The sequence below is a fragment of the Micromonospora sagamiensis genome (genome assembly GCF_014680085.1).
GTDB lineage: Bacteria > Actinomycetota > Actinomycetes > Mycobacteriales > Micromonosporaceae > Micromonospora > Micromonospora inyonensis.
The window spans coordinates 3,700,169-3,716,606 of record NZ_AP023438.1 but is presented as its reverse complement, the minus strand read 5'-3'; the positions used below and the strand labels follow the sequence as shown (position 1 = coordinate 3,716,606).

Annotated in this window: 10 protein-coding genes and 1 pseudogene; 3 read left to right on the top strand and 8 right to left on the bottom strand. The window is 74.7% G+C overall.

Annotated elements, in window-relative coordinates; all coding sequences use genetic code 11:
• The first annotated feature begins 125 nt into the window (after positions 1–125).
• Together IGA62_RS16425 and IGA62_RS16420 are read left to right on the top strand one after the other, a co-directional pair.
• Complete coding sequence (locus IGA62_RS16425) at positions 126–5,774, top strand: type I polyketide synthase (RefSeq protein WP_145820189.1); 5,649 nt, start codon at positions 126–128, stop codon at positions 5,772–5,774.
• Between the two features lie 5 nt (positions 5,775–5,779).
• Positions 5,780–9,856, top strand: a pseudogene (locus IGA62_RS16420) (type I polyketide synthase); the annotation flags it as partial.
• 85 nt (positions 9,857–9,941) lie between these two features.
• Here the strand turns inward: IGA62_RS16420 and IGA62_RS16415 are convergent.
• From IGA62_RS16415 to IGA62_RS16400, 4 genes are all read right to left on the bottom strand, one after another.
• Positions 9,942–10,973, bottom strand: a complete 1,032-nt coding sequence (locus IGA62_RS16415) for a 3-oxoacyl-ACP synthase III family protein (RefSeq protein ID WP_198501074.1) — start codon at positions 10,971–10,973, stop codon at positions 9,942–9,944.
• Positions 10,970–11,839: an alpha/beta fold hydrolase gene (locus IGA62_RS16410; protein WP_145820193.1), complete on the bottom strand. Its 870-nt coding sequence runs from the start codon at positions 11,837–11,839 to the stop codon at positions 10,970–10,972. The genes IGA62_RS16415 and IGA62_RS16410 overlap by 4 nt, the downstream gene beginning before the upstream one ends.
• A 279-nt stretch (positions 11,840–12,118) precedes the next feature.
• The gene (locus IGA62_RS16405) at positions 12,119–13,264 is read right to left on the bottom strand and encodes an RNA polymerase sigma factor (protein ID WP_145822183.1); all 1,146 of its coding nucleotides are present in this window, start codon (positions 13,262–13,264) and stop codon (positions 12,119–12,121) included.
• 8 nt (positions 13,265–13,272) lie between these two features.
• Entirely contained in the window at positions 13,273–13,680 is a 408-nt protein-coding gene (locus IGA62_RS16400; RefSeq protein WP_145820195.1) for a YciI family protein, read from the bottom strand.
• 155 nt (positions 13,681–13,835) lie between these two features.
• Here IGA62_RS16400 and IGA62_RS16395 point away from each other — a divergent pair, with 155 nt between their 5' ends.
• A complete protein-coding gene (locus IGA62_RS16395; protein ID WP_186500042.1) occupies positions 13,836–13,988 on the top strand; it encodes a hypothetical protein in 153 nt (50 codons plus the stop codon).
• 38 nt (positions 13,989–14,026) lie between these two features.
• On the opposite strand, the gene IGA62_RS16390 is transcribed toward IGA62_RS16395, so the two are convergent.
• The 4 genes from IGA62_RS16390 to IGA62_RS30780 all read right to left on the bottom strand — a co-directional run bounded on the left by IGA62_RS16390 (position 14,027) and on the right by IGA62_RS30780 (position 16,250).
• Positions 14,027–14,500 (bottom strand): hypothetical protein, encoded by a 474-nt coding sequence (locus tag IGA62_RS16390; protein ID WP_145820197.1) that lies wholly within the window; start codon positions 14,498–14,500, stop codon positions 14,027–14,029.
• Between the two features lie 83 nt (positions 14,501–14,583).
• Entirely contained in the window at positions 14,584–14,826 is a 243-nt protein-coding gene (locus IGA62_RS16385; protein ID WP_145820199.1) for a hypothetical protein, read from the bottom strand.
• 3 nt (positions 14,827–14,829) lie between these two features.
• Positions 14,830–16,035, bottom strand: a complete 1,206-nt coding sequence (locus tag IGA62_RS16380; protein ID WP_145820201.1) for a helix-turn-helix domain-containing protein — start codon at positions 16,033–16,035, stop codon at positions 14,830–14,832.
• Positions 16,032–16,250, bottom strand: coding sequence for a hypothetical protein (locus tag IGA62_RS30780; RefSeq protein WP_145820203.1), 219 nt, complete (start codon positions 16,248–16,250; stop codon positions 16,032–16,034). The genes IGA62_RS16380 and IGA62_RS30780 overlap by 4 nt, the downstream gene beginning before the upstream one ends.
• Between the last annotated feature and the right edge of the window lie 188 nt (positions 16,251–16,438).

The following is a 16,438-nucleotide window of genomic DNA, read 5'->3' as shown; positions in this document are numbered from 1 at the left end:
CAGTGAGGTTAGCCCCGGTCCCGCGGTCTGTCACCAACTGATTCCCGGTGGACAGCGCACATAGGACCGGCGTACCGGGGCTGCTACGCTGCGCGCTGCTGTGAGCGTCCCAGGAGGGAGCACCCGTGGCTGACCGGCACTCGGACCAGACGCCGTTCGTCACCCGGATCGGTGCGCAACCACCGGGCCGCCGCGCCGAACTCGTCCTGGGCATGGTCCGCGAGCTGACCGCGGCCCTGCTGGGCTGGGACGCGGCGGCGGTCGACGCCGACCGCCCCTACCTGGACTACGGCTACAACTCGCTGGCCGCGGTCGAGCTGACCCGGATGCTCTCCGTCGAACTGGGCGACACGCTGCCGCTGACCCTGCTGTACGACCATCCGACCCCGAGGGCCGTCGCGGCGCACGTGCTCGACCGGCTCGGTTTCGCCGAGGCCCCGGCCGACCACGCCGTCGCCGACCACGCCGTCGCCGACCGGGTCGACGACCCGGTCGCGGTCGTCGGGATGGCCTGCCGCTACCCGGGCGGGGTGACCGGGCCCGTCGGGCTGTGGCGGCTGGTGGCCGACGGGGTGGACGCGGTGTCGCCGCTGCCCACCGACCGGGGCTGGGACCTGGCCGCGCTCACCGACTCCGACCCCGACCGGCGCGGCACGACGATCGCCCGGGCCGGCGGTTTCCTCGACGACGTGGCCGGCTTCGACGCGGAGTTCTTCGGCGTCTCCGCCCGCGAGGCCACCGCGATGGACCCCCAGCAGCGGCTGCTCCTGGAGAACACCTGGTCGCTGCTGGAGGACGCCGGCATCGACCCGCAGTCCCTGCGCGGCTCCCGGACCGGCGTTTTCGTGGGCCTGAGCACCCACGACTACGCCCCGCTGGCCAAGTCCGGTCCCGACGAGTTGCAGGGGCTGTGGGGCATCGGGACGGCCGGCGCGACCGCCAGCGGCCGACTGTCCTACACGTTCGGCCTGGAAGGGCCGTCGATGACCGTCGACACGGCGTGCTCGTCGTCGTTGGTGGCCATCGACCTGGCCCGCCGGTCGCTGATGCGCGGCGAGACGTCGCTGGCGATCGCCGGCGGGGTCGCGGTGCTGGCCACCCCCGAACTGTTCGTCGAGTTCACCCGGCAGGGCGCCATCAACGCCGACGGGCGGTGCCGGTCGTTCGCCGACACCGCCGACGGGACGGGCTGGGCCGAGGGTGTCGGGCTGGTGCTGCTGGAACGGCTGTCCGACGCGCGGCGCCACGGCCACCGGGTGCTCGCGCTGCTCCCGGGCAGCGCGGTGAACTCCGACGGCGCGTCAAACGGGCTGACCGCGCCGAACGGGCCGGCCCAGCAGCGGGTCATCCGCCAGGCCCTGGCCGACGCCGGGCTGACCGCCGCCGACATCGACGCGGTGGAGGGACACGGCACCGGCACGGTGCTCGGGGACCCGATCGAGGCGCAGGCGCTGATCGCGGTCTTCGGCACCGACCGGCCCACGGACCGCCCGCTGCGACTGGGGTCGCTCAAGTCGAACATCGGCCACGCCCAGGCCGCGGCCGGTGTCGGTGGGCTGATCAAGCTGATCCAGGCGCTGCACCACGGCGTCCTGCCGCGGACGCTGCACGTCGACCGCCCCAGCACGAAGGTCGACTGGTCCGGCGGGGCGGTGTCGCTGCTCACCGACCCGGTGCCGTGGCCGCGCGGGTCACGTCCCCGGCGGGCCGGGGTCTCCGCGTTCGGGGTGGGCGGCACCAACGCCCATGTCATCGTCGCCGAACCACCGGTCGAACCGGCCGACCCTCCACCCGCCGCGCCCGCGTCCGCCGCCCCGGCCGTCGTGCCGCTGGTGCTGGCCGGGCGGTCCGCCGGGGCACTGCGCGACCGGGCCCGCGACATCCGGGACCTGCTCACCGCCACGCCGGAGCACCGGCCGGTGGACGTGGCCACGGCGCTGCTGCGTGCCCCCGGCCGGTTCGCGCACCGCGCGGTGGTGCTCGGCGCCGACCGCCGCACCCTGCTCGACGGCCTCGAAGCCGTCGCCGCCGGCCGGCCAGCCGACAGCGCCGTCGTCGGGGTGCCGCGCCGCAGCGGCCGGACCGCCTTCGTCTTCCCCGGCCAGGGCTCCCAGTGGCCCGGCATGGCGCTCGACCTGCTGGAGTCCGCTCCGCCGTTCGCGGCCCGGTTCGCCGAGTGCGTCGACGCCCTGCTGCCCCACGTGGACTGGGCGCCGTACGCCGTCCTGCGCGGTGAGCCGGGCGCCGCCGACCTCGACCGGGTCGACGTGACGCAGCCGCTGCTGTTCGCGGTGGCGGTGTCCCTCGCCCAGCTGTGGCGGTCGTACGGGGTCGTCCCGGACGCCGTCCTCGGTCACTCCCAGGGCGAGATCGCCGCCGCGTGCGCCTCCGGCGCGCTGTCGGTCCGCGACGCCGCCCGGGTGGTGGCGGTCCGCAGCCGGATGATCGCCGGGATCGCCGGCGGCGGCGCCATGCTGTCGGTCGGCGAGTCGGCCGACCGGGTCCGCGAGCGGCTCGCCGAGGTCGGCGGCAGCCTCGCCGTGGCCGGCTTCAGCGGGCCGAGGTCGACCGTGGTGAGCGGCGACGCGGCCGACGTGGCGGCGTTCGCCGCCGCCTGTGCGGCGCAGGACGTCTGGACCCGTCCGATCCAGGTCGACTACGCGTCCCACTCCGCCGGGATGGAGCCGCTGCGCGGCCGGCTCGCCGGAGCGCTCGGCGGACTGCGGTCGGCAGCCGGCGACGCCGAGTTCTGGTCCACCGTCACCGGCGGGCCGCTGGATCCGACGGCCACCCCCCTGGACGGCGAGTACTGGTACCGCAACCTGCGCGAGCCGATCCTCGCCGAGCAGACCGTCCGCCGGATGATCGACGCCGGGTACCGGACGTTCGTGGAGATGAGCCCGCACCCGGTGCTGTCGGTGCCGATGGAGCAGATCTTCGACGCGGTCGGTGGCGCGGACGAGGACCGGCCGGTCCTGATCGGCTCGCTGCACCGCGACGACGGCGGGCTGGACCGGTTCGCCCGCTCGCTGGCCGACGCCGACGCGGCGCAGGTGCCGGTCGACTGGAGCCCACTGACCGGCCCCGGGGACCCGTCCCGGGTGCGGCTGCCCGGATATCCCTTCCAGCGCCGCCGGTACTGGGTGGCGGCCCGGCCGGCCGGCTGGGACGCCGGGGCGGCCGGGCTCGGCCCGTCGACGCACCCGATGCTCGGCGCCGCGACCCGGCTCGCCGACGGCGGCGGCTGGGTGTTCACCGGGCGGGTCGAGCCGGGGCGGCCCGGCTGGCTGGCCGATCACGCGGTGCACTCCTCGGTGCTGATGCCCGGGACCGGTTTCGTCGAACTGGCCCTGTACGCGGCCACCGCGATCGGCTGCGACCGGGTGGCGGAGCTGACCATCGAGGCACCGCTGGTGTGCACCGACTCCGCGGTACACCTCCAGGTGACCGTCGGCGGCCCGAACGACGCCGGGGAGCACCCGGTCGCGGTGCACTCCCGACCGGCCGACGCGGATCCGCTCGACCCCGAGGGCTGGACCTGCCACGCGACCGGCTCGGTGGACCGGGCCGGGCCACCGGTGCCCGCCGACCCGGCACCGTGGCCCGGTGCCGCCGCGCCACTGCCGGTGGACGGGCTCTACGACACGCTGGCCGACCGCGGGCTGGAGTACGGCCCGGCGTTCCGTGGGCTGCGGGCCGCCTGGGTCGACGGGGCCGCGCGGCTGGCGGAGGTCGCCCTCGACCCGCAGGCCGTGGACACCGTCGGGCGCTACCTGGTGCACCCGGCGCTGCTCGACGCGGCGTTCCACGTCGGGCTGCCCGGCGACGACCAGACGTACCTGCCGTTCCGCTGGTCCGGGGTGCGGGTGCACCAACCGGGACGCGCGGCGCTGCGGGTGCGGCTGACGGCGGCGGAGCCCACCCGGGCCGCCCTGGTCGGCTACGACGACACCGGTATGCCGGTGGTGAGCGTGGACTCCGTGACCGCCCGCCCGGTGTCCGCCGCCGCGCTGGGCCGCCCGGCGGACCCGGTGTACCGGCTGGCCTGGGGCCCCGCCGGGACGGGCCCGTCGACGCCACCGGCATCCGTCGAGCGGTTGCCCGAGTTCCCGGACGCCGATCCCACCGCCCGGGTCCGGGCCGCGACCGGCTGGGCCCTGGCCCTGCTCCAGGAACTGCTGAGCCACGAGTCCGCAGGCGCACGCGTTGCCGTCGTCACCTCCGGCGCGGTGGCCGTGACGCCCGGGGAGGCACCGGACCCGGCGGCGGCAGCGGTGTGGGGGCTGGTCCGGTCGGCGCAGAGCGAGAACCCCGGCCGGGTCCTGCTGGTCGACGTGGACGTCGACGAGCCGCTCCCGACCGCGCTGCCCGACGACGAACCGCAGCTCGCGATCCGCGCCGGGACGGTGCACGTGCCCCGGCTGGTGCCGGTGACCGGTCCGGCACCGGACGGGCCGGTGCTGCGCACCGACGGCACCGTCGTCGTCACCGGCGGAACCGGCGGGTTGGGTGCCGTCGTCGCCGAGCACCTCGCCGCCGCGCACGGCGTACGTCACCTGCTGCTGCTGAGCCGGCGCGGGCCGGACAGCCCGGAGTTCGCCGGGCTGTCCGACCGCCTGGCGGCGGCCGGCGCCACCGTGCACGCGGTCCGCTGCGACGTCGGCGACCCGGCCCAGCTGCGCGCCGCGCTCGCCGGTGTGCCGGCGGACCGCCCGGTACGCGCGGTCGTGCACGCGGCGGGCCTGCTCGACGACGGGCTGGTCACCGCGCTCACCGCCGACCGGCTCGACCGGGTGCTGCGGCCCAAGGCGGACGCCGCGCTGCTGCTGGACGAGCTGACCGCGCCGCTGGACCTCGACGCGTTCGTGCTGTTGTCCTCGGTCGCCGGCACCCTCGGCGGGCCGGGGCAGGGCAACTACGCCGCCGCCAACGCCGTGCTGGACGCGGTGGCGGCCCGCCGGCACGCCGCGGGGCTGCCGGCCAGTTCGCAGGTGTGGGGCCTGTGGGGCGAGACCGGGGTGATGGCCGGGCAGGTGCGCGACGCGGACCGGGCCAGGGTCGCCGCCGCCGGGATCGCACCGATGTCCACCCTGGATGGCCTACGGCTGTTCGACCGGGCCCTCGGCGGAGCCGAGCCGGTGCTGGTGCTGGCCCGCTTCACCCGCGCGCAGCTGCGGGCCCAGGCGGCGGCCGGGCTGCTCCCGTCCGTGCTGCGCGGGCTGGTGCCGGCAGCCGCCCGGCCGGCCGACACCGGGCCGGACCTCGCCGAACGGCTGCGCGGCGTGCCCGAGCAGAACCGGGCGGTGGTGGTGGAGGAGCTGGTGCTCGACGCCGTGGCCGCGGTGCTGGGGCGCCCGTCGAGCGGCGGACTGCGCCCCGACCTGACCTTCAAGGAGCTGGGGTTCGACTCGTTGCTCGCGGTGCAGTTCCGCAACCGGCTGTCCCGCGTCACCGGGCAGCGGGTCGCCACCACCGTGGTGTTCGACCACCCGACACCGGCCGCGATCGCCGCTTTCCTGCTGGCCGGGCTCGATCCGGACGCGCCCGACGGGTCGACGGACGTCGACGCCGAGCTGGACCGGCTGGCCGTCCTGTTCGCCGGACTGGCCGCACCGGACCGGCCCCGGGTGGCCGCCCGGCTGCGCGGCCTGCTCACCGAGGTCGAACCCGCCGAGCCCGCCGAACCCGGGGCCGACGACGCCCTGGCCGACCGGATCTCCTCGGCCGGCCGGGCCGACCTGATCAACCTCATCGACTCCTGGGGGCTGGCGTGACCGGCACCGACGACGACACCCTGCTGGAGTACCTCCGGCGGGTCACCGCCGAGTTGCAGGACAGCCGCCGACGTCTGCGGCAGCTGCGCGACCGGGCCGACGAGCCGATCGCGGTCATCGGCACCGCCTGCCGGTTTCCCGGCGGGGTCAACGACAGCGCCGACCTGTGGCGGCTGCTCGACACCGGCGGCGACGTGACCGGGGACTTCCCCACCGACCGGGGCTGGGACCTCGACGCGCTGTTCCACCCGGACCCCGACCGGCCGGGCACCTCGCACGCCCACGCCGGAGGGTTCCTCGCCGACGCCGCCGGATTCGACGCCGACTTCTTCGGCATCGGGCCCCGCGAGGCGCTCGCGATGGATCCGCAGCACCGGCTGCTGCTGGAGCTGGCGTGGACCGCCGTCGAGGACAGCGGCATCGCCCCGCACTCGCTGGCCGGCTCGCGTACCGCCGTGTTCGCCGGGCTGATGTACCAGGACTACGGCTGGCTGACCCAGGCTTCGGACGCGGAACTGGGCGGCTACCGGGGCATCGGGGCGGCGGCGTCCGTGGCGGCCGGGCGGATCGCCTACACCCTCGGCCTGCACGGACCGGCGGTCACCGTGGACACCGCGTGCTCGTCGTCCCTGGTCGCCACGCATCTCGGGGTGGCGGCGCTGCGTCGCGACGAGTGTGACCTGGCCCTGGTCGGCGGCGCGACGGTACTCGCCACCCCCGGCGTGTTCACCGAGTTCTCCCGGCAGGGCGGGGTGTCCCGGGACGGTCGGTGCCGCTCGTTCGCCGAGGGCGCCGACGGCACCGGCTGGGCCGAGGGCGGGACGGTGCTGGTGCTGGCCCGGCTGAGCGACGCCCAGCGGCTCGGCCACCGGGTGCTCGCCGTCATCCGGGGCAGCGCGGTGAACTCCGACGGCGCGTCCAACGGGTTGACCGCGCCGAACGGGCCGGCCCAGGAGCGGGTGATCCGGGCCGCGCTGGCCGCGTCCGGCCTGACGACGGCCGACGTCGACCTCGTCGAGGGCCACGGGACGGGAACCAGCCTCGGCGACCCGATCGAGCTGGGGGCGCTGCTCGCCACCTACGGACGGGACCGGCCCGCCGACGCGCCGGTGTACCTCGGTTCGGTGAAGTCCAACCTCGGCCACACCCAGGCCGCCGCCGGGGTCGCCGGAGTGCTCAAGGCCGTGCTGGCGCTGCGGCACGGCCGGATGCCCCGGTCGCTGCACGCCGAGCAGCCGACCAGCCGGGTGGACTGGTCGGCCGGCGGGGTGGCCCTGCTGGGCACGGCACGCCCGTGGCCGACCGGTGCCCGGCCGCGCCGGGCCGCCGTGTCGTCGTTCGGGATCAGCGGTACGAACGCGCACCTGATCCTGGAGGAGGCGCCGCCGGCACCGGAGCCGGCACAGCGGCCGACGGTCGACGGTCCGGTGCCGGTGCTGCTGTCGGCCCGCTCGGCCGCCGCCCTGCGCGAGCAGGCCGCCCGGCTGGGCGCGCGGCTCGCGGGATCGGCCGGGGAGCCGGAACCGCCACTGGTGGACGTGGCCCACGCGCTGGCGTCCGGGCGTACCCGGATGGCGCACCGGGCGGTCCTCGTCGCGGCCGACCGCACCGAGCTGCGGGCCGCGCTGGACGAGGTGGCCGCCGGCGGCTATCCCGAGGACGGCGCGCTCGGCGTGGCCGGCGCGCCCCGCCGTGGGGTGGTGGCGCTGTTCACCGGGCAGGGCAGCCAACGGGCCGGGATGGGCCGCGAGCTGGCCCGGCGGTACCCGGTCTTCGCCGAGGCGCTGGAGGCGGCGTGCGCCGCACTGGACGCCCATCACCACGACGACGGTGACGACCCGCCGGTACGGGTGGCGCTGGCCGTCGAGCCCGGGTCGGCGCGGGCGGAGCTGCTGCACCGGACGGGCACCGCCCAGCGGGTGCTGTTCGCGGTCGAGGTGGCGCTGTTCCGGCTGCTGGAGAGCTGGGGCCTGCGGATCGACTTCGCCCTCGGGCACTCGGTCGGGGAGCTGGTCGCCGCGCACGTCACCGGCATGCTGTCGCTGCCCGACGCGGCCCGGGTGGTCAGCGCGCGGGCGCGGCTGATGCAGGCGCTGCCCGGGGCCGGGGTGATGGTCGCGGTGCAGGCGGACGCCGACGAGGCGGCGACGCTGATCGCGGGGGTCGCGGACCGGGTGGCGCTGGCAGCGGTCAACGGGCCGGAGGCGGTGGTGCTGTCGGGCGACCCTGCGGCCCTCGACCCGATCGTCGACCGGCTGCGGGCCCAGGGCCGGCGGACGAAACGGCTGGTCGTCAGCCATGCGTTCCACTCTCCGCAGATGGACCCGATGCTCGCCGCGTTCGCGCGCGAGATCGACGGGGTGTCGGCGGAGGCTGGCCGGGTGCCGGTGGTGTCCAACCTGACCGGGCTGCCGCTGGCCACCCCGGACGCCGGCTACTGGGCGCGGCAGGTGCGCGGTACGGTCCGCTTCCTGGACGGGGTTCGTTGGCTCGCTGCGGCGGGCGCGGGCACCTGGGTGGAGTTCGGGCCGCACGGCGTGCTGACCCCTGCGGTGCGGGACTGCCTGCCGGACAGCGGAGTCGCCCTGCTGGTCCCGACGTTGAGCGCCCGGCGGCCCGAGGTCCAGTCGGTACTGACCGCCGCCGCCGAGCTCGACGTGGCCGGGGTCGAGCTGGACTGGCCGCAGGTGCTGCGCGGTGACCAGCCCCGCCCGGTGCCGGTACCCACCTACCCGTTCCAGCACCGGCGCTTCTGGCCCGAGGCCCGGCTGGCGGGGCTGGCCAGCGTCGGGCTGTCCGCGACCGGGGACGGTCCGGCCGAGGACGACCCCGTACCGGCCACCTCGCTGCCGGACCGGGCGGCGGTGGCGGCGCTCGTCACCGGCCAGGCCGCCGGTGTGCTCGGGCACCCTCCGGGGACGGCGGTCCCCGGCGACCGCCCACTGCTCGAACTCGGTTTCGACTCGATGGGCGCGGTGAACCTGCACCGGCGGTTGGCCCGGGCGACCGGGCTCGACCTGCCGCCCCGCACGCTCGTGGAACACCCGACGCTGGACCGGCTGACCGACCACCTCTGGTCCCGGCTCGGCCGGCCGGCCGGGCCCGCACCGGACGGCGGGCCCGACGAGCCGGGCGGCGAGCCCGCGACCGGCGGCGAGTCGAAGCTGGGCAGCGATTCGAAGCTGGGCGGCGAGCCCGCGCCGGGCGGCGAGTCGAAGCTGGGCGGCGAGCCCGCGCCGGGCGGCCGGCCGGAAACGGTGCGGGGGTCCGGGCCGTTCACCGCGATGCTGCGTACCGCCGCCAGCGGGGACGACCTGCCGCGCGCGGTGCGGTGGCTGAGCGACTCCGCCCGCTACCGCCCGAGCTACGCCACCGCGTCGGAGGGCCCGGCGCCGGTGAGCGTGCTGATCTCCGACGGGACGGCACCCACCCTGGTGTGTCTGCCGTCGTTCCTCGCCGGATCAGGGCCGCACCAGTTCGCCCGGTTCGCGGCGGCCCTGCCGACCAGGCGGCGGACGACGGCGGTGCAGCTACCCGGTTTCGGCCCCGGGGAGCCGCTGCCCCGCGACTGGGACGCGCTGATGGACAGCCTGTGCGCCGCCGTCCTGCACGCCGCCGGGCCGGACGATTTCCTGCTGGTCGGATACTCGATCGGCGGAGTGCTGGCGCAGGGCGTGGCGGGCCGGCTCGCCGGCACCTCCCGGGCCCCCGGCGGGCTGGTCATGCTCGACACGTTCGAGCCGGGGCGGGCCGACCGGGCCGACACCTTCGCCTGGGCGATGGGCGCGATCCTGGACCTGGATCACGAGTACCTGTCGATCGACGACGACGTGGTGCTCGCGATGGGCGGCTACCTCGGGGCGCTGGACGGCTGGGCGGCCGAACCGGCCCCGGTGCCGACGCTGCTGGTGCACGCGCAGCCGACCGACGGCTCGGACCGGTGGCCCCGCTGGCAGGTCGCCGGCACGGTGGCCACCGTCGCCGGTGACCACTTCTCGCTGCTCCAGGAGGACGTGAAGGCGACCGCCGCAGCGGTCGACACGTGGCTGACCGGGCGGGAGGGCAGGCCGGGCGGGCGGTGACCCCGCCCAGCACGGCTGACCGGGCAGCACGACGGGCCGGACCGACGGTGACCCCACCCCGGCAGAGCGGGGTCACCGGTCCGGGTCAGGCCCCGGCCTGCCAGCGGAACGCGGCGGCGGCGGCGAAGTCCCCGGCGTGGGCGAACCCGGCCACGACCACCAGGTCACCGGGACGGACCCGGCCGCCGCGCAGCGCGTGGTCCAGGGTCACCGGCAGCCCCGCGCCGTAGAGGTTGCCGAGGTTGTCGTAGGTGTCCACGTGCCGCTCGGGTGGGATGCCGAGGGCGTCGCGCCAGTTGCGCAGGAAGGTCCGGTTGGGCTGGTTGGTGATGAACACATCGATGTCGTTCACCTTGACGTCGATGTCCTCGCACAGCTCACGGACCACCTCGGGCACCACGCGGTTGCCGAGGTCGAGTGTCTGCTGGGTGCGGGCCGGGTCGAACCGGACGTCGACCTGCCCGGTCCCCGGCTCCCAGTACTTGCGGCCCTCGGCGGCGACGCGCAGGTCGGCCGCTGCCGACGGGGTGTTCCGCACGGCGGTCCCGAGCAGCGGTGACCGGTCGTCGGCGGTGAGCACCGCCACCCCGCACCCGTCGCCCGGCGTACGGGCATGCGGCAGGAGGCGGACCTCCGACTGGCTGAAGACCTGACCGCCGGCGTTCTGCACGTTGGCCAGCAGGGCCGTCCGCGCCTGGCCGGTGGAGATCAGCGCACCGGCCAGCCGCATCATGTACGCGAACGAGGCGCAGCCGGTGTTGTGTAGGTCGATCGTCCATTCCGGGGCGCAGCCGAGCAGCGCGGCGGTCTCGGCTCCGCACCCGGTGAACAGCTCGTCGGGCACCAGCACGTTGGTGAGCAGGATGTCGATGTCGGTGGCGGCGATCCCGAGGCGGTTGAGCAGCGGCGTCGCCGCCCGGTGGATCATGTCGCTGGCCCGCTGGTCGGGTGCGACGTGGTGGCGCAGCGGGGGCGGCCCGACCAGCGGGCTGTGCAGCATCGGGTCGTCCGGCAGCGGTCCGTCGAAGAAGAAGTCCAGGCCCACCACCTTCTCCGGCAGGTAGGCACCGACCCCCGCGACGCTGACCGCGCGGCCGGCAGTGGACCCGCCCGTCACTGCGGTGCCCGCCCTCGCCCGTCCGCGTCGTCGGTCCGGCGCAGGAACTCGCGCAGCGCGGCGACGAGCGCCTCCGGCCGGTCCTCGGGGATGAGCGCGTACGAGTCGTCGATCTCGACCAGCTCCGCGTCGGGGAACTCGCGGGCCAGGCGACGGCCGTGCTCGACCGGCATGACCCGGTCCTCGGTCGCCCACACGATCAGGGTCGGCCGCTCGAAGGCGACGGCGCGCTTGGCGATGTCGGCGAGTTCCGCCTTGTCGGGGACGCTCAGCACGTACTTGCGCAGGTCGCGGCGGATCGCCGGATCCGTCTGCATCGGCTGCGACCAGCGGCGCATGACGTCGCGGGGCACCGGACGCTTGGCCATCAGGCCGAACGTGGTGGGCAGCCGCTGGAGCAGTCGGAAGCGCAGGGCGGTGGCGGCGAGCAGGAGCCCCCCGGGCAGCTTCGACATCTGGAACAGCGACTTGCCCGGCTGGCCGGGTGGGTAGTTGTCGTACGCCTCGCACGAGGACAGCACCAGGCGGCCGACCCGGTCGGCGAGCCCGTCGGCGATGAGCACCTGCGGCCCGCCCCAGTCGTTGGCGACCAACGCGACGTCACGCAGGTCGAGCGCGTCGAGGAACTCCGCGACCAGCTTCACCATGCCGTGCATGCCAAGGTCGGCGTCGGGACGCATCGGCCGACGGTGCCCGCCGAGCGGCAGGGTGGGGGTGATGCAGCGGTAATCCGGGGCCAGTGCCGGCACCACGTTGCGCCACAGGGAAGCGTCCATCGCCACCCCGTGCAGCAACACGACAACGGGCCCGGCACCTCCGGTGTCGTCGTAGTCGATGGTGCCCGCGGACAGGGTCACTTCCGGCACGTGGCCTCCTCGGGTCGCGACCGAACCTCCGGCACCGACAGCCCGATGCCCGGCGTCACTTTTCCAACAGCGGCAGAGGGCTGGCGACGTGTCGGAAAACATGGCGACTTCTGCCGCCAACCGGTCCGATGAAGCATCGCATCCCGCACCCGATCATGCGCGCCGATCGTATCCCGGGCGGGTCGGGGCGGGCCACCCGGACCGGCGCGGGTGTTCCTTATTGGAGGGAGCAGTCATCCCTATTGGAGGGATGGGGCCCGGACAGTCCGAGCGCGCCGGTCAGCGACACCGGCGGGCGTTGAGCCGGGCGGCCTGTCGCGTCAGGTGGTTGCGTTCGGCGAGGTTGAGGGCCTTCCGGGCCGCCTCGGCGTACAACCGTGCCGCCGTCGCCAGGTCGCCGTCGCGCTCGTGGAGGTACGCCGCCACGGCCGCGTGCCGGGGCAGTGAGTCGTCCAGCGCCGCGAGCGCCGCCAACCCGGCACGCGGTCCGTCGGCCTCGCCGACGGCCACCGCGCGGTTGAGCCGGACGACGGGGCTGTCGGTCAGGCGCGCCAGCTCGTCGTACCACTCGACGATCTGCACCCAGTCGGTCTCCTCGGCGGTGGGCGCGTCAGCGTGCAGTGCCGCGATGGCGGCCTGGGCCTGGAACTCGCCCAGCCGGTCGCGGGCCAGCGCCGCCTGCAGGATCTCGACGCCTTCGGCGATCGACGTCGTGTCCCACCGGGCGCGGTCCTGCTGGGCGAGCGGCACCAGACTGCCGTCGGGCGCGGTGCGGGCGGCGCGCCGGGCGTGGTGGAGCAGCATGAGGGCGAGCAGTCCCGCCACCTCGGGGTGGTCGATCGCGGCCGCGAGCTGGCGGGTGAGTCGGATTGCCTCGGCGACGAGGTCGACGTCGCCGGAGTAGCCCTCGTTGAAGACCAGGTAGAGGACGCGCAGCACGGTGGCGACGTCGCCGGGCTGGTCGAACCGTACGCCGGAGACGGTGCGCTTGGCCCGGCTGATGCGCTGCGCCATGGTGGCCTCGGGCACCAGATAGGCCTGGGCGATCTGGCGGGTGGTCAGCCCGCCGACGGCGCGCAGCGTGAGCGCGACCGCGGACGCCGGTGTCAGCGACGGGTGGGCACACAGGAAGTAGAGTTGGAGCGTGTCGTCCACCGCGGGCGCGGGCCCGGGAGCCGGCTCCTCGTCGACGAGATCCTCACGGCGGCGGCGGGCGGCGTCCGCCCGGGTCGCGTCGAGGAACCGGCGCCAGGCCACGGTGACCAGCCAGCCCAACGGGTCTCGTGGCGGGTCGGCCGGCCAGGCGCGGACCGCCTCGACCAGCGCGTCCTGCACGGCGTCCTCGGCCGCCGCGAAGTCGGCTCCGCGGCGGACGAGGATCCCGAGCACGCTCGGCGTGAGGCTCCGCAGCAGAGCCTCGTGCAGCGGGGAGTTCACTCCGTGATGGTGGGCGGCTCGGTCAGGAAGGGGCGCAGCTCGAGCCACTCGTGGATCGGCTTTCCGCCGGCCCCAGGGGCAGCCGACAGCTCCCCGGCCAGCTCGATGGCGCGCTCGTAGCTGTCGACGTCGATCACCATCCAGCCGGCGATGAGATCCTTGGTCTCGGCGAACGGGCCGTCGGTGACCGGCGGGCGCCCCTCACCGTCGTACCGGACGAAGGTCCCCTCGGGGGCGAGCGCCTGGCCGTCGACGAACTCGCCGGTCCCCTCGAGCCGGGTCGCGAAGTCGCTCATGTACTGCATGTGCGCCGAGATCTCCTCCGGCGTCCACTGATCCATCGGTACGTCGTTGACCGCAGCCGGAGCGCCGCGGTAGTGCTTGAGCAGCAGGTACTTGGCCATCGTGTTTCTCCTCGGTGCTGGTGCGACCCATTCTGGTCAGCTTCACCCCAGGGACGGAGCCAGCCACGGGTTCTCGACATCACCACCCGAAATTTCTCGGCCCCCGTCATGGCGAGCGCCTCCATGACAGGGTCGGACAGCCGGCACCGACCCCCATGACCACGGAGTCCAACCATGAAGCTGCCCCCGGAGCCACGGGCTTCAACCCGCCGCCCGGCGACCAGGCCGGCCTCAGGGCCGTCACTGACCAGATCACCTGCTGGCGGCCGGCCACCGTCGGCGAGCTGCTGTTCAACTTCTGGGACTGAACACCAGAACCCGGGCGCACGTGTACCGACGCTCGCCCTCAGCCCTGGACCGACTTGCCGGGTCCGGTCGGTTCCCGCCACGTCCGGCGCCGGTTGGCTATCGCGTGGACCAGGATGGCCACCCAACCGATCGCGGCAAGCACGCCGGCCACGGCGAGCCCGGTGAAGAGCAGCCAAGTGCCGCCGCCCTGGGCGGCGAAGACACCCCTGCGGGCACCGGTGTCGCGGGCCGCCACGGTGGCCCCCGAGGTCAGCTCATCCGGCCCGTCGTACACGATGACGTCGTTACGCGGCGTCCCGCCCCCGTCCGGGACGAAGTCGCCGTGCCAGGTGCAGTTGCGGCCGCAACTCTCGTAGCGCGCGGTGAATGTGCCCGCCGTACCGTCACCGGACTTCGCCTGCCAGGCCGGAGCGACGTCGGGTACGCCGAGGGCCAGCCCGAGGAGGGCGAGGAAGGGAAGCCCGACCCAGAGCAGGAACTTCATCCCCCAGCCAGCTGTCCCATCCGCCACGGGCACACCATAACGAGACCGGTCCAGCTGTCACGACTCACTGCCCCGCAGCACCGTCCAGTGGTCTCGACGTAGGGTCCGGCTCATCCGGCCTGCTGAGGCTCGTCCGGGTCGGGTGCGGTCGGCTCGGTTGCTGCACTCCGCTGCGGTACCACTTTCTCGGCGGTGCGGAGGACGTTCCGGGCGGCCGTCGCCACCGGGCAAGCTGCTGCCCGGCAGATCGGGCAGCGTCCGTCGGGTCCGGGTCGGTGGTCGCGGAGGATCGCTCGGGCGGTGAAGATCAGCCGGTTGCGGATCTGGGCCAGGGACAGGAACGGCGCGGTCACCGCTCAGCCCACCCCGAGGGCGGCGGCGAGGTGGATGAGCGTCGGCGGGGCGGCAGGGTCGCGGGCGACCTGGGCGAGCACATCTCGGCCGGCTGGTCGGTGGCGGATCTCGGCCGATGCGATCCGGTCGGCCTCCATCAGGATCCGGCCGGCGCTGACCGGGTCGTCGGCATGGAGGTACGCGCGGGCGATGTCGATGAGGTGGGCGGCCCGGTGTTCGGCGGCAAGCCACCGCCACCCGTCCCGCGTGATCACCTTCTCGTGCCGGGCCACGGCCTCCTCCACGTCGCCCCGTTCGACCGCCACGGCGATCCGGGCCAGCTCCACGGCCGTGGGTCCGAACCCGGTCCGGTGGTGGTCGTGACCGTCTCCCACCCACGCCGCCATCTCGGCAGCCTCGTCGACCAGCTCGACGGCGGTGCGGTCGTCCCCGTCGTGGGCGGCGGCCAAGGCAGCCTGCACCAGCAGCGTCCCGCACAGCGACAGCTCCGCCGGGGCACCGAACTCGGCCACCGGCGAAGCGATGCGGTACGCCGCCGTCAGCGTTACCGACTTCGCCACCCGAAGCCGCCCCGAGACACGCAAGACCTGACCGAGTTGCACCGCAGCGGCAGCCACCAGCACCCGGTCACCGGTGGCGGTGATCATGGCCCGGTCGACCGCCAGCCATGCCACGTCGGGGGCCCCGAGCTTCAGCAGCAGCGACGCGGTCACGCGGTACGCCTCCACCAACGGCACCCGGCCCGCCTCGGAATCGTGGGCGTGGGTGCGCTGCGCGTCGGCCACCAACTCCGGCACCAAATCGATGACCTGCGGGTAGCGGGCGTGCTGGAAGGTGGTCCACACGTGCGCGACCTCCTGCACCAGGCGGTCGGCCGGCAGCACGCGGCGGGCCGCCGGTCGTTCCAACGCGATCTCGTACGTCGACAGAGCTGCGCGGATCCGTTCCACACCTTCGACGCGCTCGGACACCCCGGCCGGCTGGGCGTCCCGACCGATCAGCACCGCCGTGTCGATCCGCAAGACCGCGGCGATGTCCTGAAGCGTCGACACCTTGTCCAGCGAACGAACACCCCGCTCGACCTTGTCCACCCAACTCTTCGACTTACCCAGCCGATCGGCCAACACCTGCTGCGACAGCTTCCGCCGCGCCCGCCAGTACGCCACTCGCCGGCCGACCGGAAGGATCTGCGGCCGATTCACGTTCATCCGGTCCACCCAAGAAACCGGTGATGCAGAACCCCGGCGGGCACCCAGGTCAAGTCCTCGGCGGCCCGCACCAACTGCCCGCTGAGGTAGAGCGACAGTGACACCGGAGCCTTGTCGAACTCGGCAAACAACTCCCGTTTTCGAGTAAGGCAGGGCCAGGAGCAGCCGCAGCCCCAACAGGTCCACGATGGTGGGACGGGTCCGTGCGTCGTCACCGAATATCACCCTTCCCTTCGCAAAACGCCCGGCCGCTATCTACGGACTCAGGCCTGGCACACTGGGTAACGGTGACGCTACGATCGCAACGGCGAGCGTTGGACTCACCCGCAGTACGAATGAACTCATCAGGGTCACCCTCACGTCGCTGTCCAAGACGGGAAACGTCGACTGCCGGTCAACGTAG